Source organism: Micromonospora sp. HK10 (assembly GCF_000982955.1).
Lineage (GTDB): Bacteria > Actinomycetota > Actinomycetes > Mycobacteriales > Micromonosporaceae > Micromonospora.
In genome coordinates, this window is the sequence record NZ_KQ058897.1 from 1 (window position 1) to 19,886 (window position 19,886).

The following is a 19,886-nucleotide window of genomic DNA, read 5'->3' on the forward strand; positions in this document are numbered from 1 at the left end:
GAAACCCATAGGGACACCCCCCAGCGGGCCCGAATGACAGCCCGTCGGCGGGGCCTGGAACACACCGCCGTCAGCGGAGCTGGATCAGGTGCTCGCCCGCCGGCCGCAGCTCGCCGATCACGGTGCCGCCCGGCACCTCGCCGGCCACCAGCAGCCCGCCGGAGGTCTGCGCGTCCGCCAGCAGCAGCCGCTCCCCCTCGTCGACCCCGCCGAAGTCGGTCCACGGGCTCACCCAGTCCAGGTTGCGGCGGGTGCCGCCACTGACGTACCCGTCCCGCAGCGCCTCCCGGGCGCCGGGCAGGTAGGGCACCGCGGCCGCGTCGATCGCCACGGTGAGCCGGCTGGCCCGGGCCAGCTTCACGGCGTGCCCGAGCAGCCCGAAGCCGGTGACGTCGGTGCCGCAGCGGATGCCCGCGGCGACCGCGGCCCGGGCGGCGTCCCGGTTCAGCCGGGCCATCGACGCGACGGCCTCCGGGAACTGCTCCCCGGTACGTTTGTGCCGGGTGTTGAGCACGCCGACACCGAGCGGCTTGGTCAGCGACAGCGGCAGCCCGGCCCGGCCGGCGTCCAGGGTGATCAACTCCTCGGGCCGGACCGTGCCGGTGACCGCGAGGCCGTACTTGGGGCCGTCGTCGTCGACGCTGTGCCCGCCGGCCAGGTGGCAGCCGGCGTCCCGGGCCACGTCCTGACCGCCGCGCAGCACCTCCCGCGCCAACTCGAGGGGCAGCACGTCGCGCGGCCAGCAGAGCAGGTTCAGCGCCACCAGCGGCGTGCCGCCCATGGCGTACACGTCGGAGAGCGCGTTGGCCGCGGCGATCCGGCCCCAGTCGTACGCGTCGTCGACCACCGGGGTGAAGAAGTCGGCGGTGCTCACCAGGCCGGTCCGCTCGTCCAGCCGGACCACCGCGGCATCGTCGCCGTGCTCCAGCCCGACCAGCAGATCCGCCGTGCCAGCGGGCGGGGCGAGCCCGGCGACCATGGCCTCCAGCTCTCCCGGCGGGATCTTGCAGGCGCAGCCGCCGCCGCGGGCGTAATCGGTCAGCCGGAGCCGCTCGGTCATCTCCCCATGATCTCGGCCCGGCACTGGCTCCGCCACTCGTACCGGCCGTGGCGTGACGAATTTCGGACGCCCGGGTACGTCGGTGACCGGTGTTACCGCTCCGTGACCATTTGAGTTGCGTTCCGCCACATCCCCCCGCCTACAGTTGCCCAACCGGGGGTCGATCGACCCCGCAATCCGGACGGACGACAGGGACGGTGAACGACGTGGCGACGGGCGAACCGCTCATCGTGCTGGACGGGGTCAACAAGTGGTTCGGCCCCCTGCACGTGCTGGATGACGTGTCGCTCTCCGTCGGCCGGGGCGAGGTGGTCGTGGTCATCGGCCCGTCCGGTTCGGGCAAGTCGACGCTCTGCCGCACGATCAACCGGCTGGAGCCGATCAACTCGGGCACCATCACCTTCGACGGCACCCCCCTGCCGGCCGAGGGCAGGGCCCTGGCCAAGCTGCGCAGCGAGGTCGGCATGGTCTTCCAGTCGTTCAACCTCTTCGCGCACAAGACCATCCTGGAAAACGTCACCCTCGGCCCGGTCAAGGTCCGCAAGGAGAAGCCGGCCGCCGTCCGCGAGCGCGGCCTGGCCCTGCTGGACCGGGTCGGCATCGCCAACCAGGCCGACAAGTATCCGGCGCAGCTCTCCGGCGGCCAGCAGCAGCGGGCGGCGATCGCCCGCGCCCTCGCGATGCAGCCCAAAGCGATGCTCTTCGACGAGCCGACCAGCGCGCTCGACCCGGAGATGGTGGGCGAGGTGCTGGACGTGATGACCTCGCTGGCCCGCGACGGCATGACCATGGTCGTGGTCACCCACGAGATGGGCTTCGCCCGGCACGCGGCGAACCGGGTCGTCTTCATGGCCGACGGCCAACTGGTCGAGGAGGCCCCGCCGACCGAGTTCTTCGCGAACCCGCAAAGCGAGCGGGCCAAGGACTTCCTCTCCAAGATCCTCACCCACTGAGCGTCCGTAGTGGAGCGCGCCGTTCCCCGGTGGCTCCGTCGATGAAGGAGAAGAGTATGCGTTTGATGCGCGTGGCCGCGGTCGCCGCGGCGGCGACCCTGGCGTTGGGCATGGCCGCCTGCGGCGGTGACGACGGCGACGAGGGCACCGGCAGCGGCAGCAAGTCCTTCGCCGCCGGCAGCACCATGGAGAAGCTCAACAAGGCGCAGAAGATCAAGATCGGCACCAAGTTCGACCAGCCGGGCTTCGGGCAGAAGGGCCTGTCGGGCAAGCCGGAGGGCTTCGACGTCGAGGTCGCCAAGATCATCGTCAAGGAACTCGGCATCCCCGAGGACAAGATCGAGTACGTGGAGACCCCGTCGAAGGTCCGTGAGGACGTGATCGTCAACGGCACCGTCGACCTGGTCGCCGCGACCTACACGATCAACGACAAGCGCAAGGAACGGATCGCCTTCGCCGGGCCGTACTACGAGGCCGGCCAGAACATCATGGTCCGCAAGGACGACAGCAGCATCACCGGCCCGGACTCGTTCAAGGACGGCACCAAGAAGGTCTGCTCGGTGACCGGCTCCACGCCGATCGAGGAGATCAAGAAGTACGTCAAGGACGTCGCCACCCAGGTGGTGCCCTTCGACACCTACGACAAGTGCCGGGACGCCCTGAAGAGCGGCCAGGTCGACGCGGTCACCACGGACAACGTGATCCTGCTCGGCTACATCGCCAAGGACGAGGCCTCCTTCAAGATGGCCGGCGACAACTTCACCAAGGAGCCGTACGGCATCGGTGTCAAGAAGGAGGACACCGACTTCCGTAACTTCATCAACGACGTGCTGGACAAGGCCATGCAGGACGGCCGCTGGAAGAAGGCCTGGGACGACACCGCCGGCAAGTTCGGCGCCACCCTGGGCGACGCTCCCACGATCAACCGCTACTGATCCGTACTGATCTGGAGGGTGGGGAGGAAACCGACCCGTGAGTGTGCTCATCGACAAGTTCGACGTCTTCGCGGGTGGATTCTGGCTCACCCTCCAGATCTGCATCCTCGCCGCGATCGGCGCCCTGATCCTGGGCGCCGTCGTGGCGGTGCTGCGAATCTCCCCGGTGCCGCCGCTGCGCGCGCTCGGCACCGCGTACGTGACCGTCTTCCGGAACATGCCATTGACCGTGGTGATGTTCTTCGCCGCGTTCGGCCTGCCCGCGCTCGGGTCGAACGCCGACTTCCTGCGGATCCCCGGGCTGGACGCGGTCTTCAGCCGGCTCGGCACCGACCTGCCGTACTTCCGGTTCGCCCTGATCGCGCTCTCGCTCTACACCGCGGCTTTCGTCTGCGAGGCGCTGCGCTCCGGGGTGAACGCGGTGCCCGCGGGGCAGGCCGAGGCCGCCCGTTCGCTCGGCCTCACCTTCGGTCAGAATCTGCGGTACGTGGTGCTGCCGCAGTCCTGGAAGGCGTCGATCGTGCCGCTCGGCTCGGTCATCATCGCGATGATCAAGAACTCCGCGCTGGTCGGCTTCTTCGGCGTGATCGGTGACCTCTCCCAGACCGCCGACCAGCTCACCTCGGCCGGCGGCTACGCCTTCATCCCGGTCGCCATCGGCATCTCGGTCGGCTATCTGATCATGACGGTGCCGCTCGGCGCCCTCCTCGACCGGATCGAGAAGCGACAGGCGGTGGCCCGGTGAGCCAGCAGACCAGCGTCCTCTACGACGTCCCCGGGCCGCGGCAGCGGCGGATCACGCTGATCAGCAGCCTGATCGCCACCGTGGTGGTGCTCGTCGGCGCCTACTTCCTGATCTACCGGCCGCTGGCCGACAAGGGCCAGTTCTCGATGGAGCTCTGGGGTCCGCTGATCGACCCCTCGAACGAGAACTTCTCCCAGGTCTGGGAACGCTTCGGCGTCGGCCTGCGGCACACCCTGACCGCCGCCGCGCTGGCGATCCTCTCCTCGCTGATCATCGGCACCCTGCTCGCCGTGCTGCGGATCCAGCTCAAGAGCCTCACCCGGCGCCGCTTCACCGGCCTGGCCACGCCGCTGGCGTACCTGTTGCGCGGGTTGAGCGTGCTGCTGTCCGTGGTGACCCGGATCTGCGTCGAGGTGTTCCGGGGGCTCCCCGTCGTCCTCACGATCTTCTTCGTGGCGCGCGGCTTCCCCGAGTTCGGCGTCTCGTTCGACAACCTCTGGTACCTGGTCATCGGCCTGACCGTCTACAACTCCGTGGTGATCGCCGAGATCCTCCGCTCCGGCATGGAGGGCCTGCCCGGTGGCCAGGCGGAGGCCGCCGCCGCGATCGGCCTCTCCCCCGCGCAGACCACCCGGATGATCCTGCTGCCGCAGGCGTTCCGGATCATGCTCCCGGCGCTGATCAGCCAGCTCGTCGTGGTGCTCAAGGACACCTCGCTCGGCTTCATCATCAGCTACGAGGAGACCTTGAACATCGGCAAGCAGATCATCGGTGTGCTGGGCAACCCCATCCAGGTCTACGCCGTGATCGCCGTGCTGTTCATCGCGGCGAACTACTCGCTGTCGAAGCTGGCCCAGTTCGTCCAGCACCGGCTCGCCCGCGGTCGCAAGACCGCCGGTACGCCGGCGCAGCAGGCCCCGGCCACCGCCCTCATCTCGCAGGCCGAGGGCGCCGGCGGCAACTGATCCACCGCTGACGGCGCGAGGGCCGGTCCGGACCACCCGGACCGGCCCTCGTCGTCGATCCGCCAGCCCTCGCCGGTCAGCGGGCGATCTCGGTGACCCGGGACTCGCGGACCACGGTCACCCGGATCTGACCCGGATACGTCAGCTCCTCCTCGATCTGCTTGGCCACGTCCCGGGCCAGCACCGCCGCGCCGATGTCGTCGACGTCGTCCGGCTTGACCATCACCCGGATCTCGCGGCCCGCCTGCATGGCGAAGACCTTCTCCACGCCGAGCTTGCCGGCCGCGATCTCCTCGATCCGCTCCAGCCGCTTGACGTACGCCTCCAGGCTCTCCCGCCGCGCCCCCGGCCGTCCGCCGGAGCAGGCGTCGGAGGCCTGGGTGAGCACCGCCTCGATGGTCTGCGGCGGCACCTCGTTGTGATGCGCCTCGATGGCGTGCACCACGTCCTCGCTCTCGCCGTACTTGCGGGCCAGGTCGGCGCCGATGATGGCGTGACTGCCCTCCACCTCGTGGGTGAGCGCCTTGCCGATGTCGTGCAGGAACGCGCAGCGCTTGATGGTCGGTACGTCCAGTCGCAGCTCGGCGGCCATGATTCCGGCGATGTGCGCGGTCTCCACCAGGTGCTTGAGCACGTTCTGCCCGTACGACGTCCGGTAGCGCAGCCGGCCGAGCAGGGTGACCAGCTCCGGGTGGATCTCGGTGATGCCGACCTCGACGAGGGCGTCCTCGGCGGCCCGGTGGCAGAGCTCCTCGACCTCCTGCCGGGCCAGGTCGTAGACCTCCTCGATCCGGTGCGGGTGGATCCGGCCGTCGAGTACCAGCTTCTCCAGGGTGAGCCGGCCGACCTCGCGGCGTACCGGGTCGAAGCAGGAGAGCAGCACCGCCTCGGGCGTGTCGTCGATGATCAGGTTGACCCCGGTGACCGATTCGAAGGCGCGGATGTTGCGCCCCTCCCGGCCGATGATCCGCCCCTTCATCTCGTCACCGGGCAGGTGCAGGACGCTGACCACACTCTCCGCGGTCTGCTCGCTGGCGACCCGCTGGATGGCGTCCACCACGATGTGCCGGGCCCGCTGCTCGGCGGTGCCGCGCGCGTCGGCCTCGATGTCGCGGACCAGCAGCGCGGCCTCCCGCTTCGCCTGGCCCTCGATCGCCTCAACCAGTTCGGCGCGGGCCGTGTCGGCGGTCAGCCCGGCCACCCGCTCCAGCTCCCGGCGGCGCTCCTCCTCCGCCTCGGCGACGGCCCGCTCCCGCTCGACCAGCGCGGCCTCCCGGGCGGCAAGGGCGGCGCTGGCGGCGGTGAGCTGCCGTTCCCGCTCCGCGAGCCGCTCCACCTCCTCGGTATGCAGCCGCTCCCGCTCGTCCATCCGGGCGGCCCGCCGTTCCACCTCGGCGGCCTGCTCGCGGGTGGTCGCGGCGAGCACCGCCACCTCCCGCTCGCCGCTGCGCCGGGCGGTGGTACGCAGCTGCTCGGCGTCCGCCTCGGCCTGCTTGTGCGCGCGTTCCAGCACGGTGTCCGCCTCGGCGCGGGCGTCGTCGAGGACGCGCCGGGCCTCGGCCCGGGCCGCCTTCGCCTCGGCCTTGGCCGCGGCCGCCTCGGTCCGCGCCGCCGCGGCCGCCGACTTCGCCACGTCGATGGTGCTGTTCGCCTCGTCGGCGGCGGTACGCAGGGCGGCGAGGGACTGTTCCTGCCGGTCCTTCTCCGCGATGAACGCGGGATCCTCCGGCGCGGGCGCCAGGCTGAGTCGCTTGAGGGTACGCACGCCGAACAGCACGGCGCCGACCACCACCACGACGAGCAGCAGCACGACCACGAGCAGGACGATGTCGAAGGCGCTCATCCGGCGGCTCCGCACCGGTACGCGGACCCGGCGTCCCGCCGTGCTCCCGTGACCCACCCGGGCTCACCGTTCCGCCGGGACTTGCCGTTGTGCCGAAGCTCGGCCGGGAGGGACGTGCCGCCCTCCGGGGAAGGGCTCGGGCCGTGTGGCAGACCGCCGGTGAACCTGTGCCGCCCCGCCATGGCCGCCTCCCCCTGAACGTCGGCGCCGCAGGACACGCGCGAAGGACGCGTGCCTGCGGCTCTGTACGCCCGACCAGAGCGGCTGGTTCTGGGCAGCTTTCCGTCGGCGGTGTCCCCCACGGGAGCGCCGCTGGCGGCCGGTTGCAGTTGTCGGACGCTCCGGAGGGCTCCGGAGCACCCGTCAAGGGCCGGTGAAGCTGGCCAAAGTGATGCTGTTCTGTTACGAGATCTATGTTGTGCGCTTAGCCTGCGCTGGTCGGGCAAAGTGAGCCTGTATGGCGAGGCTAGGTCGCCAGGGGCCGTTCGGTCAAGAAGTCATGATCAAACCACCCGGACGGAGAGAAGTTGCGGCGTCACTCATTGGTGATCAGATGCCGGACACCCACGGACAAACCCGCCTCCTCACCCCGCCCCGCCACCAGCCCCACCCTGCCCAAACCCGCCCCACCGCCCACCCCGAACCATCCCCGACCCGTCCCGCCCGACCCGGACCCGACCCCCGTCTCGGTGATCAAGGAGTTTGCGTCATCTCACAGCGGAGGGCCGACGCGAACTCCTTGATCAACCACGCGGGGCTCCTGGCAGTGAGGCTGCCGGGGTGGGGTCGGGGGTAACGGGCGGGGGGTCGGGGGGTCGGGGGTTGGCGGTTAGGGGAAGGTGCGGGCGGTGGTGACCAGGGCCGCGTTGTCGGGGGCGGGGGTGCCGTCGGGCAGCAGCAGCGTGTCCTCCAGGCCGATCCGGGTGTGCAGACCCCGCCGGGCCGCCTCGGCGTACACGGGCCAGGTGGCCGGGCCCTCGCCGTGCAGCAGCACCGGCGGGCGGTCGCCGGGCAGCGCGGCGAGGATCGCCGCCGCGTCGGCGAGCGCCGTGCCGACCTGCTCGGCCATGCACTCGACGAGGATCCGCCCGGTGGGCGTCCGCCAGCGCCGCCAGGCGTCGACCGCGGCCGGCGTCCAGAGGCCCGCCTCGACCAGCACGCCGCGCTCGTGCAGGGCGGCCGCCACCTCGGCCGCTCCGGGCTCGTGGGCGTTGACCGAGGCGAAGTCGGGCAGCACCGTCCAGGCGCGTACGGCGGCGACCCGGGCGGCCGGGTCGGGGACGATCCAGGCGCCGGTGCTCACCCCGACCGTCAGGCCAGGGCGGGCGGCCCGGATGGCGGTGACCGCCGCGGCGATCACGGCCGGGGCGAGCGACTCGGCGCCGGTGTCGTCGCGCGGGTGCACGTGCACGGCCGCGACCCCGGCGGTCGCGCAGCGTACGGCGTCGGCGGCCAGCTCGGCCGGGGTCAGCGGCACGGCGGCGTGCTCGTCCCGCCGCCGGGTGCCGTTGAGACATGCCTTCAGCACGGTGTGCACCTCTCCTCGGAGCGGCAGCGGCGACGAGGGCGGCCGGGTCGGTCAGTCGAGCCGGCGGGAGTCGAGATCGTTCTCGGCGTCGGCGAGGGCGTCGGCGTCGATGTGCTCGGCGAACTCGGCCGCCTCGGCGCTCTTCGCGGCGAGGGCCTCCTTGACCGCCCGGATCGCCACACCCGGCGGGTAGCCCTTGCGGGCGAGCATGCCGACCAGGCGACGGAACACCGCGTCGGGCTCGCCCCGGGCCGTCCGCAGCTTCCGCTCCACCAGGGCCCGGGCGGTCTCCGCCTCGGTCTCCTCGTCCAACTCCTCGAGCGCCTCGCCGGCCACCTCGCCGTCGACGCCGCGCTGGCGCAGCTCGTTGGCGAGCGCCCGGCGGGCCAGCCCCCGGCCGGCGTGTCGACTGCTCACCCAGGCGCGGGCGAAGGCGGCGTCGTCGATGATGCCGACCTCGTCGTAGCGGTCGAGGACCGCGGCGGCGACCTCCTCGGAGATGCCCCGCTTGGCCAAAGCACCGGCCAGCTCGGCCCGGGTGCGGGGCCGCACGGCGAGCTGCCGGAGGCAGATTTCGCGGGCCACCTCGGCCTCGTCGCGGGGCGGGGCGGGCGTCGCCTCGGCGTCGGGTTCCGTGGCGCGGCCACGGCCGCCGCGGCGGGGTCGGGGCGTGCTGGCGTCACCCGTGCGGGGCGGGCTGGCATCCCAGCCTCGCCCCGTACGGGCACGTCGTCCTGCCACGGGTCAGCGGATCAGAAGTCGACCGGCGGCAGCTCCGGGCCGCCGGCGGCGTCGCTCGCCGCGCCCGCCCCGACGCCGAGCTTCTCGAGGATCTTCTTCTCGATCTCGGCGGCCACGTCCGGGTTCTCCCGGAGGAACTCGCGGGCCTTCTCCTTGCCCTGGCCGAGCTGGTCGCCGTCGTACGTGTACCAGGCGCCGGACTTGCGGATGATCGCCTGCTCCACGCCGACGTCGATCAGCGAGCCCTCGCGGGAGATGCCCTTGCCGTACATGATGTCGAACTCGGCCTGCTTGAACGGCGCCGCGACCTTGTTCTTCACGACCTTGACCCGGGTGCGGTTGCCGACCACGTCGGTGCCGTCCTTGAGGCTCTCGATGCGGCGCACGTCGAGCCGGACCGAGGCGTAGAACTTCAGCGCGCGACCACCGGTCGTGGTCTCCGGGCTGCCGAACATCACGCCGATCTTCTCGCGGAGCTGGTTGATGAAGATCGCCGTGGTGCCGGTGTTGTTGAGCACACCGGTGATCTTGCGCAGCGCCTGGCTCATCAGCCGGGCCTGCAGACCCACGTGGCTGTCCCCCATCTCGCCCTCGATCTCGGCGCGCGGCACCAGGGCCGCAACCGAGTCGATCACGATGATGTCGATCGCGCCGGAGCGGACCAGCATGTCGGCGATCTCCAGCGCCTGCTCGCCGGTGTCCGGCTGGGAGACCAGCAGGGCGTCGGTGTCGACGCCGAGGGCCTTCGCGTACTCCGGGTCGAGCGCGTGCTCGGCGTCGATGAAGGCGGCGATGCCGCCGGCCCGCTGCGCGTTGGCCACCGCGTGCAGCGCCACGGTGGTCTTACCGCTGGACTCCGGACCGTAGATCTCGACGACCCGGCCGCGGGGCAGACCGCCCACGCCGAGCGCCACGTCGAGCGCGATGGAGCTGGTCGGGATGACGGCGGTCTGCACGACCGGCCGCTCCCCCAGCCGCATCACCGAACCCTTGCCAAACTGCTTGTCGATCTGAGCGAGAGCAAGGTCGAGCGCCTTCTCCCGGTCCGGCCCTGCCGCCATCGTTGCCACCCCTGCCTTAGCCGGCGTCTTCCCTGAGCTTCGCGTCACGCGGGACACGCTAGGCGCTGGGTCCGACAGAAAACCAGCCGACGGGCCGCGAGCTGTGGACGAGCACCCCGCTGTGGACAATAGCCGAACAGGTGTACGACTCGACAAGCGACACGCCGAAGAGGCGAAAAGGCTGCTCAGCGTAGTCGCGCGGGCACCCGGTCGGGATACGCGGCGACCACCGCCCGCCAGACCACGTGGGTCTCCTCACCCGCGGCGAAGGCCTGCTCGATGGTCCGCCCACCGAGCTGGGGCAGCACCTGGTCGCTGGCGATGCTGGCCGCGTAACCCGGCCCGAACGCCTCCTCCAGCCGCGCCCAGAAGTCGGTCAGCCGCACGTTGTCAATCCTCCTCGCCGGGTGCCCTCGGTGGCACCGGACGCAACGCTAGCGCCACCAGCGGCACCGTCGCGATCGCCGCGAGCAGGGTGAGCGTCGGATAACTGGCCATCCGCATGACAAACCCGCTCAGCGCCGCGGCGCTGGCCCCGGCCAACCCCATGACCAGGTCGGAGAAGCCCTGCACGACCGGGCGTACGGCGGCCGGCACCGACTCCGACAGCAGCGTGGAACCGGCCACCATGGTGCCCGACCAGCCCAGCCCGAGCAGCGTCAGCCCGACGGAGAGCGCCGGCGTGTGGTGCCCGGCCGTGCCGGCCACGGCACACGCGGCCAACAGCACCCCGACCCCGCCGAGGATCACCGCCCGCCGGCCGAGCCGGTCGGTCAGCCAGCCCACCACCGGCGAGAGCGCGTACATGCCGGCGATGTGCAGGCTCAGCACGATGCCGACCACCCGCAGCACGTCGGCGTCGTGGTGGAACTCGCCGAGCCGTACCGGGGTCATCGACATCACCGCGACCATCACCACGTGCCCCACCGCCACGGCCGCGATGCCGAGCCGGGCGGCGGGCCGCCCGCGTACCACCTGCCAGGCCGCACGCACCATCCCCGCGCCGCGCGGGGCGGCCGATGCCGACCCGGCGCCCGGCGCGGCCGGCGGCGCGTCGGCCGCCGCCAGCCGGCGCGCGGTGAGCAGCGGGTCGGGCCGGAGCAGGACCAGCAGGACGACCGCCGCCAGTACGAACGCGGCGGCGCTGAACGCGAACGGGCCGGCCAGCGGCGGCAGACCCCAGCCGCTGGTGGTGTCGTCGGCGAGCGCGGCGAAGTTCGGCGCGGCCACCGCACCGATGGTGGTGGCCCAGACGATCAGCGAGAGCTGCCGCCCCCGACGGGCCGGCTCAGCGAGGTCGACCGCGGCGTAGCGGGCCTGGAGGTTGGCCGCGCTGCCGCCGCCGAAGAGCAGCATGCCGAGGAAGAGCAGCGGCACCCAGCGGGTGACCGCGGCGAGCACCACCAGCACGCCGCCGGCCGCCCCCGCGAGGTACGCCACCGCCAGGCCGGGCCGGCGGCCGTGGCCGGTCATGATCCGGGTCACCGGTACGGCCAGCAGCGCCCCACCCACCACGGCCGCGCTCTGCGCCAGGCCGGCCACCGCGGTGCCGGCGATCCGGGCGGCGAGCAGCGCGCCCACGGCGATGCCGATGGTGACCCCGATGCCACCGATGATCTGGGTCAGGAAGAGCAGGCGCAGCGTCCGCCGCTGGATCGGCGCGACGTCGGGCCGGGTGAGCGGCGGCGCCGTGATGTCGGTGGCCATGGCTTCTCCTCGGTAAGCGGCGACCCATCCTCGCGCACCGGACCCGGCCAGCTCCACCCGGTTCTGCCGAGGGCCCGTGTCCCGACCCCGGACCCTAGAGGCCGAGGCCCCGGCCGATGATCTCCTTCATGATCTCGGTGGTGCCGCCGTAGATGGTCTGCACCCGCCCGTCCAGCCAGGCCCGCGCCACGGGGTACTCGAGCATGAAGCCGTAGCCGCCGTGCAGTTGCAGGCAGCGGTCGGCGACCTTGTTCTGCAGCTCGGTGGTCCACCACTTGGCCTTAGCCGCGTCGGTGACCGAGAGCCGGCCGGCGTCGTACTCGGCGACGCAGTGGTTGACGAAGGTCCGCGCGATGGTCACCTCGGTGTCCAGCTCGGCCAGGAGGAAGCGGTTGTGCTGGAACTTCCCGATCGGCCGGCCGAACGCCTCCCGGGTGCGGGCGTAGTCGAGGGTGAGCGCCAGCAGCTTCTCCGCGGCGGCCACCGCGGCGACCGCGATGCTCAGCCGCTCCCGGGGCAGGTTGGCCATCAGGTGGTAGAAGCCGTGGTTCTCGGTGCCGATCAGGTTCTCCGCCGGCACCCGGCAGTCGTCGAAGAACAGCTCGGCGGTGTCGTTGGCCTTCAACCCCACCTTCGCCAGCCGCCGGCCACGGCTGAACCCGGGCGTGCCGGTCTCCACCGCGATCAGGCTCACCCCGTGCGCGCCCTGGTCCGGGGCGGTCTTGGCGACCACCACCACGAGGTCGGCCAGCTCACCGTTGGTGATGAAGGTCTTCTGCCCGTTGAGCACGAGGGCGTCGCCGTCGCGGACCGCGGTGGTGCGGATGCCGGCCAGGTCGCTGCCCGCGCCCGGCTCACTCATCGCGATGGCGGTCACCAACTCGCCGGAGCAGAAGCCGGGCAGCCAACGCTTGCGCTGGTCGTCGGTGGTCAGCTCGGTCAGGTACGGTGCCACCACGTCGTTGTGCAGCCCGAAGCCCAGCCCGGAGCAGCCGGACGCGACGATCTCCTCGTCCAGCACCGCGTTGAACCGGAAGTCGCGTTGGCCGCCGCCGCCGTACTCCGGGTCGACGTCCATGCCGAGCAACCCGGCCGCGCCCGCCTTACGCCACACCTCCCGGTCGACGATTCCGTCCGCCTCCCAGCGCGCGTGGTGCGGCACCGCCTCCCGGGCGAGGAACTCGCGGCACAGGTCCCGGAAATCTTCGTGCACGGACTCGTAGAGGTGCTGCTCCATGCCGACGAGTCTGCCCGCCGGGGCGGCCGGCGGGAAGGGCCGCGGTCGCGCGGCCTCACGCCCACCAGAGGGCGTCGGCGACCGGCCGGAAGCCGAGCGAGTCGTAGAGCGGACGGCCCGCGCGGGCGGCGGTGAGGGCCATGGGTACGTCGCCGAACCGGCCCAGCACGCCGTGCAGCAGGGCCCGGCCCACGCCCCGGGACCGGTGCGCGGGCAGGCTGGTCATCCAGTAGAGGCCGACGCCCTCGTCCCGGACGGTCAGGCAGGCCCCGGCCGGCGGGGCGCCCAGCCCGGTGGTGCCGTCGACGCCCCGCTGGATCAGGAAGAAGCGGACCTCCGGCCGGTCCAGCAGGGCGGGCGGGAACGCCTGCCCCGGGCGGTACGGCTGGAACGGCTCCAGCGGGAAGCCGTGCACCACCACCTCCTCGGCGGCGGCCAACTGGTCGGCGTACGCGACCGGGATGACCGGCATCGGTGACTCGGGCACCGGCCCGGGGTGGCGGATCATCACCGGCAGGGTGCGCGGAGTCAGGCCGAGGCCGGCCAGGTCCAGGCGCGCGTACTGGTCCTCGACGACCACCGGGCCGGTCCGGCCGCGGACCAGTTCGGCCAGCACGGCCCGGTCCTCCGGCGACGGGTCCGGCTCGCGTACCAGGATCCGCAGCCCGGCGGCGACGTCACCCCGTACGGCGAGGAAGCCCGGCCGGCGCAGCAGCGGGTGCCCCCGGCTCTCGGCGAGCGCCGTCCACATGACGGCGGCGTTCCGGACGGACAACTCAAGATCACTCGTCATGCCCCGAAGCTAAGCCCGGTGGTCGACCCGGTGCAGGTCCAATTCGCCGCCGTCCGGCTGGGCCGATCCACCCCCGGTACGCCAGCATGGCGGGATGAGCACACTCACCGGAGAGCAGATCGCCGACGAGCACCTGACCGGATGGACATACCTGCTGGGCGCCCTGCAGACCAGGATCGGGACGCCCGACTTCGCCACCGGACTGGCGATCGTGGACGCGATCGGGGCGGAGGCCGAACGGATGGACCACCATCCCGACCTCGACCTGCGCTACACCCACGTCGACGTCCGGCTCTGGTCGCACGACGCGCGTGGGGTCACCCGGCGCGACATCCGGCTGGCCCGGGCCATCTCGACGATCGCCGAGGCGGCCGGGGTGACCCTGAGCCACGCCGGCGTCTCCCGGCTGGAACTCGCGCTGGACAGCCCGGACTTCGCCGCGGTGCTGCCGTTCTGGCGGGCCGTCCTCGCCACCGACCACCGGGCCGGGCCGGGCTTCGGCGACGAGCTGCGCGACCCGGCCGGCACGCTGCCCACGGTGTGGTTCCAGGAGTCCGGCCGGGAGGAACCCCGGCAGCGCTGGCACCCGGACGTCTGGGTGGACCCGGCCGAGGTACCGTCGCGTATCGACGCCGCGCTGGCCGCCGGCGGGACGCTGGTCAGCGACGCGGCGGCGCCACACTTCTGGGTGCTCGCCGACGGCGACGGCAACCGGGTCTGCCTCTGCACCTGGCAGGGCCGCGACTGACCGCCCGTCCGGCGGGCGGCACACGGTGGCCAGGCTGTCACCGCCGTCGTCGGCCGGAAGGCCGCCGCTACCGCCGTCGTGGGCCGCTAGGCCGCCGCTATCGCCGGGATCGGGCGGCCGCTGCTACCGCCGTCGTCGGCCGGTAGGCCCCCGCTACCGCCGGGGTCGGCCGGAAGGCCGCCGTCGTCGGCCGGAAGGCCCCCGCCACCGCCGGGTCGGCCGGAAGGCCCCCGCCACCGCCGGGGTCGGCCGGTAGGCCGCCGTCGTCGACCGGAAGGCCGGGGTCGAGCAGCGGCGGCCGCTACCGCACGCGGCGCGCGGGGCCCGTCCGCTGCCGCAGGCGCTGGCCCCGGGGTCGTCGTCTCAGCGCAGCACGCGGGCGGCGACCTTGAGGTCGGCGACCAGGCCGTCGTACGCGATGTCCTGGTTGTCGGCGCGCAGCACCGCCGACGGGTGGATGGTGGCGAGCAGCCGGGTCTCGGGCGCGTCGGTCACCTTCCCGGCGCTGTCCACCGGCACCTGAGCGAAGTCCTCCGGGCGCTGGGCGGCGGCGGGCCAGGACATCAGCTCACCGCGCTGCTTCGTGACCCGGAACGCCGGGCCGAGCAGCGCCTTGGCGGCGGTGGCACCCAGCACCACGATCAGGTCCGGGCGGAGCCGGGCGAACTCGGCGACCAGCCAGGGCCGGCAGGCGGTGATGTGCACCCGGTCCGGCGTCTGGTGGATCCGGCGCTTGCCGCGCAGCTCGAAGCGGAAGTGCTTCACGGCGTTCGTGATGTACACCCGGTCGGCGGGGATCCCGGCGTCGTCCACCGCCCGGCGCAGCACCCGGCCCGCTGGACCGACGAAGGGCAGGCCCTGCCGGTCCTCCATGTCGCCGGGCTGCTCCCCCACGAAGACCACCCGGGCGCTCTCGTCGCCCCGGCCGAAGACGGTCTGGGTGGCGTCGCGGTAGAGCTCGCAGCCCCGACAGTCGGCTGCCGCGGCCCGGAGCTGGTCGATGGTTCTCGCCCGCGGCGGGATGAACTCCTGGGCACCGGGCGCGCTCTCGGTCTCGGCCATGGCGACTTTTATATACCGGTTTCGTCGGCCCCGCCGCGCACCCGGCCGGCCACTCGACCCTTGGCCAGCCGCTCGTGCCGGGCCAGTCGCTCGTGCCAGGCCGGACGCTCGTGCCGGACCAAGCGCCACGTGCCGGGCCGGGCGCCCCATGCCGGGCCGGCCGCTCAATCCCGGCCGGACGCTCGTGCCGGGTCGGACGCTCGTGCCAGGCCGGGCATTACGTGCCAGGCCGGACGCTCGTGCCGGCCGGGCGCCACGTGCCAGGCCGGGCGCCACGTGCCAGGCCGGGCGCCACGTGCCAGGCCGGGCACCACGTGCCAGGCCGGGCACCACGTGCCAGGCCGGGCGCCACGTGCCAGGCCGGGCGCCACGTGCCAGGCCGGGCGCCACGTGCCAGGCCGGGCGCCTCGTGCCGGAGCGGGGGCGGCCGGGTCAGTAGCCGTTGCCGCCACCGCCGCCGCGCGAGGCCAGTGCGATCGCGATGATGATCAGGATGATCACCACGGCGGCCACGCCGATCCAGACACCGGTCCGGGACCTGTTGCCAGCCATTCGCCCCACCTCCGCGCCGGGCCTACCCGCTCCACTGCCCGCCATGCCTGGCCGTGCCCGGTGCGGGGCGCGAGATGCGGCATCTCGGGCCCTCCGACGCCTCCGATGCCACGACATGCCGCACGTCGCGGCCGGCCCACGTCCTACGGACCGTGCCCGGGTTGTCGGGCGCGAGATGGCGGCATCTCGGGCCCTCCAACGCCTTCGATGCCATGACATGCCGCATGCCGCGCACCGGCCCACGTCCGACGGACCGTGCCCGGGTTGTCGGGCACGAGATGCGGCATCTCGGGCCCCCCGACACCTCCGATGCCACGACATGCCGCACGTCGCCGCCGGCCCACGTCCGACGGACCGTGCCGGTGCCGGGCGCGAGATGGCGGCATCTCGGGCCCTCCAACGCCTCCGATGCCACGACATGCCGCATGCCGCGCACCGGCCCACGTCCCGACGAACCATGCCCGGTGCCGGGCGCGAGATGCGGCATCTCGGGCCCTCCAACGCCTCCGATGCCACGACATGCCGCATGTCGCGCGCCAGCCCACGTCCGACGGACCCGACCGGCCGACGGACCGACCGACGGCCGCGTTGGCAGCGTGATCAGGTGGTGAAGCCGGTGGGGGCGGGACGGACCGCGCGGGCCACCGCCGTGGCGAGCGGGGCCAGGTCGGCCTCGTCCAGGGAGCTGACCGTGATCCGTACGCCGGGGGCGGCGGCGATCCGGTGCAGCGCGCCGGGGGCGACCGACCAGCCGGCGTCGCGCAGCGCGGTGACGGCCAGGGTCTCGTCCGGCACCGGGACCCAGACGTTGATCCCGGTGCGCCCGTGCGCGGCCACGCCCAGCGCGGCCAGGGCCGCGACCAGCCCGTCGCGCCGCCGCTCGTAGCTCTCCCCGGCCCGACGTACCAGGTCGCTGGTGGCCGGGTCCTGCCAGAGCGCCACCACCAGGCGTTGCAGCACGGTGGAGACCCAGCCGGCGCCGACCCGGGCCCGGCCGGCCACCCGGGCCACCGTGGCCTCGTCGCCGGTGAGCACCGCCAGCCGCAGGTCCGGGCCGTAGGGCTTGCTCACCGACCGGACGAAGGCCCACGCCGGGGTCGCCCCGGCGAGCGGGTGCAGCGGTACGCCGGCCAGCTCGGCGGCGTGGTCGTCCTCGATCAGCAGCAGGTCGGCGCGGCCGGCGAGGAGCGTACGCAGGGCGCCGGCACGCTCGGCGGAGACGGCGGCGCCGGTCGGGTTCTGGGCCCGGCTGGTGACGACCAGGGCGCGCGCCCCGGCGGCCAGCGCGGCCCGCACCCCCGGTTCGCTGGGACCGTCGTCGTCCACCGGCACGCCGATCGCGCGCAGCCCGAGCGCGGCGATCAGGTCGAGCAGGTTGGCCCAGCCGGGGTCCTCGACGGCGACCGCGTCGCCCGGGCGCAGGTGGGCGGCGAGCAGCCGCTCGATGCCGTCCAGCGCGCCCCCGGTCACGGTGATCTCCTCGGCCGGTACGCCGTCGGCGACGAGCCGCTCGCGGGCCGCGGCGGCCAGCTCTGATCGGACCGCGCTGGCCGCGTACCCGGTCGGCGGGTCGATTTCGGCGGCGAGCGCGGCCAGGTGCGGGCCGAGCGGCGGCAGCAGCCGGCTGTCGGGCTGGCCGGCGGAGAGGTCGCGGGCGCCGGGCAGCGGCGGCGGCATGAGCGCCGCGCGCCGGGTGGCCACCGGCGGCCGGGGGCGGACCCGGGTGCCGTGCCGCCCGGCGGTGGCGACCAGGCCGCGCTGCCGCAGCTCCTGGTAGGCCTTGGCCACGGTGGCCGGGCTGACGGCCAGCGCGGCGGCGAGGGCGCGGACGGCCGGCAGGGCCTCGCCGGGGGCGAGGGCGCCGGTGCGGATGCCGGTTTCCACGCTGGCCGAAATCTCGGCGGAGGAGGAACCGGCGACCTGATAACGTGCTGCCACAGTTCGGAGATTGTACTAGAACAAAGATGGGAGGTCACATGTACCCCCGGACCGAACGGACCACCGCCAACCGGACGCGGGACCGGATGAGCTACCACAAGGCCGCCGCGCACGCCGTGCTGGACGAGGCCTACCATTGCGCGCTCGGGTTCACCGTGGACGGCGAGCCGCGCGTACTGCCCACCCTGCACGTGCGCCTCAGGGACACGCTCTACCTGCACGGCTCCACCGGCAGCCGCCCGCTGCTGGCCGCCCGCGGTCCGGCCGGGCTACCGGTCTGCGTCGCGGTCACCCTGCTCGACGGGCTCATCTACGGCCGCTCCCAGTTCCACCACAGCGCCAACTACCGCTCGGTCGTCGCCCACGGCACCGCCCACCTCGTCACCGACCAGCGGGAGAAGGCCGCCGTGCTGACCGCGCTGGTCGAGAAGGCCGCGCCCGGCCGGTCCACCGACAGCCGGCCACCCAGCCCCAAGGAGCTGGCCGAGACGGCCGTGCTGGCGTTGCCCCTGCGCGAGGTCTCGGTCCGCGCCCGCAGCGGCGGGGTCGCCGACGACCCGGCCGACCTGGACCTGCCGTACTGGGCCGGGGTGGTGCCGCTGCGGCTGACCCCCGGGCCGCCGGAGCGGGCCGCCGGCGTCACCGCGCCGCTGCCGGCGCACCTGCGGCCGGAGCGCTCGCCCTGGCTGGAGCCGGTGGTGCTGCGCGGCGAACACGTCGTGCTGGAGCCGCTGGACGAGTCCCACGCCGAGGAGCTGTACGCCGCCCTCGACGACGAGGAGGTCTGGCGGTACCTCGGCAGCCCCCGCCCGACCGGCGTGACGGAGCTGGCCGGCTACGTCCGGGCCGCGCTGGCGGACAACCGGCGTGGTGTCCGGACCCCGTGGGTGCAGCGCTGCGCGGTGACCGGCGCGGTGGTCGGCACCACCTCCTACTACGAGCCGAACCCGGAGCTGCGGTCCGTGGAGATCGGCTACACCCAGCTCGGCAAGCCGTGGTGGCGCAGCGGGATCAACACCGAGGCGAAACTGCTGCTGCTCACCCGGGCCTTCGAGGAGCTGGACGCGGTCCGGGTCACCTGGCAGACCAGCACCCTCAACGAGCGGTCCCAGCGGGCCATCGAGCGGCTCGGCGCCACCCGGGAGGGGACGCTGCGGTCCAACCGGCGCCGCCCCGACGGCACCTGGCGGCAGTCCGCGCTCTACTCCATGCTCGCCGAGGAGTGGCCGAACGCACAGGTCAAGCTGCGGGAAAGGCTTCGCCCGGCGGTGTCCCCGACGGCATGATGTCCGGCGTGCTGGGCATCACCGACATCGGGACGTACGTGCTGGGGACCGTGGCCATCGTGCTGCTGCCCGGACCGAACTCGCTCTTCGTGCTCTCCACCGCCGCCCGGCGGGGCGTGGGCACCGGCTACCGGGCCGCCGGCGGCGTGTTCGTCGGCGACTCGGTGCTGATGATCCTCTCCGCCGCCGGGGTGGCGTCGCTACTCAAGGCGTACCCGCCGCTCTTCCTGGTGATCAAGTACGCGGGCGCCGCGTACCTCGGCTATGTGGGGTTGACCATGCTGCGCGGCGCGTGGCGGCGCTGGCGCGACCGCAACGACCCGGCCGCGCCGCGGCTGATCGACGCGGCGGAACCGGCCGCGCTGCGTAGCCCGTTCCGCAAGGCGCTGGTGATCAGCCTGCTCAACCCGAAGGCGATCCTCTTCTTCATCTCGTTCTTCATCCAGTTCGTCGACCCCGGTTACCCCTGGCCGGCGCTGTCGTTCCTGCTGCTCGGGCTGATCGCCCAGGTGGCCAGCGTGCTCTACCTGTCCGCGCTGATCTTCGCGGGCACCTTCCTGGCCGCCCAGTTCCAGCGCCGCCGCCGGCTCGCCGCCGGTGCCACCACCGGCGTGGCGGTGCTCTTCCTCGGCTTCAGCCTCAAGCTCGCCACCGCCTCCGGCTGACCGGGCGCCGCTCGCCACCGCCTCCGGCTGACTCCGGCCGCCGCCCGCCACCGCCTCCGGCTGACTC

Annotated in this window: 18 protein-coding genes; 7 read left to right on the forward strand and 11 right to left on the reverse strand. The window is 73.2% G+C overall.

Going from position 1 to position 19,886, the window contains the following annotated elements; translation table 11 throughout:
- Window positions 1-70: 70 nt before the first annotated feature.
- Window positions 71-1,060: a selenide, water dikinase SelD gene (gene selD, locus LQ51_RS29485; RefSeq protein WP_046571394.1), complete on the reverse strand. Its 990-nt coding sequence runs from the start codon at window positions 1,058-1,060 to the stop codon at window positions 71-73.
- A gap of 197 nt (window positions 1,061-1,257) precedes the next feature.
- On the opposite strand from selD, the gene LQ51_RS29490 reads away from it, so the two are divergent.
- Genes LQ51_RS29490 through LQ51_RS29505 form a run of 4 tightly spaced genes read left to right on the forward strand, consistent with a single transcriptional unit; the run spans window position 1,258 to window position 4,658 of the window.
- Window positions 1,258-2,013: an amino acid ABC transporter ATP-binding protein gene (locus LQ51_RS29490; protein ID WP_046571399.1), complete on the forward strand. Its 756-nt coding sequence runs from the start codon at window positions 1,258-1,260 to the stop codon at window positions 2,011-2,013.
- Between the two features lie 56 nt (window positions 2,014-2,069).
- Window positions 2,070-2,948: a glutamate ABC transporter substrate-binding protein gene (locus tag LQ51_RS29495; RefSeq protein ID WP_046571400.1), complete on the forward strand. Its 879-nt coding sequence runs from the start codon at window positions 2,070-2,072 to the stop codon at window positions 2,946-2,948.
- Between the two features lie 37 nt (window positions 2,949-2,985).
- Complete coding sequence (locus LQ51_RS29500) at window positions 2,986-3,693, forward strand: amino acid ABC transporter permease (RefSeq protein ID WP_046571401.1); 708 nt, start codon at window positions 2,986-2,988, stop codon at window positions 3,691-3,693.
- Window positions 3,690-4,658, forward strand: a complete 969-nt coding sequence (locus LQ51_RS29505; protein ID WP_046571402.1) for an amino acid ABC transporter permease — start codon at window positions 3,690-3,692, stop codon at window positions 4,656-4,658. The genes LQ51_RS29500 and LQ51_RS29505 overlap by 4 nt, the downstream gene beginning before the upstream one ends.
- Before the next feature lie 76 nt (window positions 4,659-4,734).
- Here the strand turns inward: LQ51_RS29505 and rny are convergent, their stop codons facing one another.
- The 8 genes from rny to LQ51_RS29545 form a co-directional block, all read right to left on the reverse strand.
- Window positions 4,735-6,501, reverse strand: a complete 1,767-nt coding sequence (gene rny / locus LQ51_RS29510) for a ribonuclease Y (RefSeq protein ID WP_046571405.1) — start codon at window positions 6,499-6,501, stop codon at window positions 4,735-4,737.
- 829 nt (window positions 6,502-7,330) lie between these two features.
- Window positions 7,331-8,029, reverse strand: coding sequence for a 3-keto-5-aminohexanoate cleavage protein (locus tag LQ51_RS29515; protein ID WP_046571424.1), 699 nt, complete (start codon window positions 8,027-8,029; stop codon window positions 7,331-7,333).
- A 51-nt stretch (window positions 8,030-8,080) separates the two neighbouring features.
- Window positions 8,081-8,770 (reverse strand): regulatory protein RecX, encoded by a 690-nt coding sequence (locus LQ51_RS29520; RefSeq protein ID WP_046571406.1) that lies wholly within the window; start codon window positions 8,768-8,770, stop codon window positions 8,081-8,083.
- An 11-nt stretch (window positions 8,771-8,781) separates the two neighbouring features.
- A complete protein-coding gene (recA, locus tag LQ51_RS29525) occupies window positions 8,782-9,831 on the reverse strand; it encodes a recombinase RecA (protein WP_046571407.1) in 1,050 nt (349 codons plus the stop codon).
- Window positions 9,832-10,016: 185 nt separating this feature from the next.
- Complete coding sequence (locus tag LQ51_RS29530; RefSeq protein WP_046571409.1) at window positions 10,017-10,217, reverse strand: DUF3046 domain-containing protein; 201 nt, start codon at window positions 10,215-10,217, stop codon at window positions 10,017-10,019.
- 4 nt (window positions 10,218-10,221) lie between these two features.
- Complete coding sequence (locus tag LQ51_RS29535) at window positions 10,222-11,538, reverse strand: MFS transporter (RefSeq protein WP_046571411.1); 1,317 nt, start codon at window positions 11,536-11,538, stop codon at window positions 10,222-10,224.
- A 94-nt stretch (window positions 11,539-11,632) separates the two neighbouring features.
- Window positions 11,633-12,775 carry an acyl-CoA dehydrogenase family protein gene (locus tag LQ51_RS29540; protein ID WP_046571413.1) on the reverse strand — a complete coding sequence of 381 codons (1,143 nt, stop codon included), beginning with the start codon at window positions 12,773-12,775 and terminating at the stop codon, window positions 11,633-11,635.
- Window positions 12,776-12,830: 55 nt separating this feature from the next.
- Window positions 12,831-13,568, reverse strand: coding sequence for a GNAT family protein (locus LQ51_RS29545; protein ID WP_046571414.1), 738 nt, complete (start codon window positions 13,566-13,568; stop codon window positions 12,831-12,833).
- Between the two features lie 94 nt (window positions 13,569-13,662).
- Between LQ51_RS29545 and LQ51_RS29550 the strand changes: the two genes are divergently transcribed.
- On the forward strand, window positions 13,663-14,316 hold the full coding sequence (locus LQ51_RS29550) for a 4a-hydroxytetrahydrobiopterin dehydratase (protein WP_046571415.1): 654 nt from the start codon (window positions 13,663-13,665) through the stop codon (window positions 14,314-14,316).
- Between the two features lie 363 nt (window positions 14,317-14,679).
- On the opposite strand, the gene LQ51_RS29555 is transcribed toward LQ51_RS29550, so the two are convergent.
- On the reverse strand, window positions 14,680-15,378 hold the full coding sequence (locus LQ51_RS29555) for a UdgX family uracil-DNA binding protein (protein ID WP_046571416.1): 699 nt from the start codon (window positions 15,376-15,378) through the stop codon (window positions 14,680-14,682).
- Window positions 15,379-16,530: 1,152 nt separating this feature from the next.
- Window positions 16,531-17,868, reverse strand: coding sequence for an aminotransferase class I/II-fold pyridoxal phosphate-dependent enzyme (locus LQ51_RS29560; protein ID WP_046571418.1), 1,338 nt, complete (start codon window positions 17,866-17,868; stop codon window positions 16,531-16,533).
- A gap of 38 nt (window positions 17,869-17,906) precedes the next feature.
- On the opposite strand from LQ51_RS29560, the gene LQ51_RS29565 reads away from it, so the two are divergent.
- The gene (locus LQ51_RS29565; protein ID WP_046571420.1) at window positions 17,907-19,154 is read left to right on the forward strand and encodes a bifunctional pyridoxamine 5'-phosphate oxidase family protein/GNAT family N-acetyltransferase; all 1,248 of its coding nucleotides are present in this window, start codon (window positions 17,907-17,909) and stop codon (window positions 19,152-19,154) included.
- Window positions 19,151-19,819 carry a leucine efflux protein LeuE gene (gene leuE, locus LQ51_RS29570; protein WP_046571422.1) on the forward strand — a complete coding sequence of 223 codons (669 nt, stop codon included), beginning with the start codon at window positions 19,151-19,153 and terminating at the stop codon, window positions 19,817-19,819. Before LQ51_RS29565 ends, leuE begins: the two co-directional genes overlap by 4 nt.
- The last annotated feature ends 67 nt before the right edge of the window (window positions 19,820-19,886 follow it).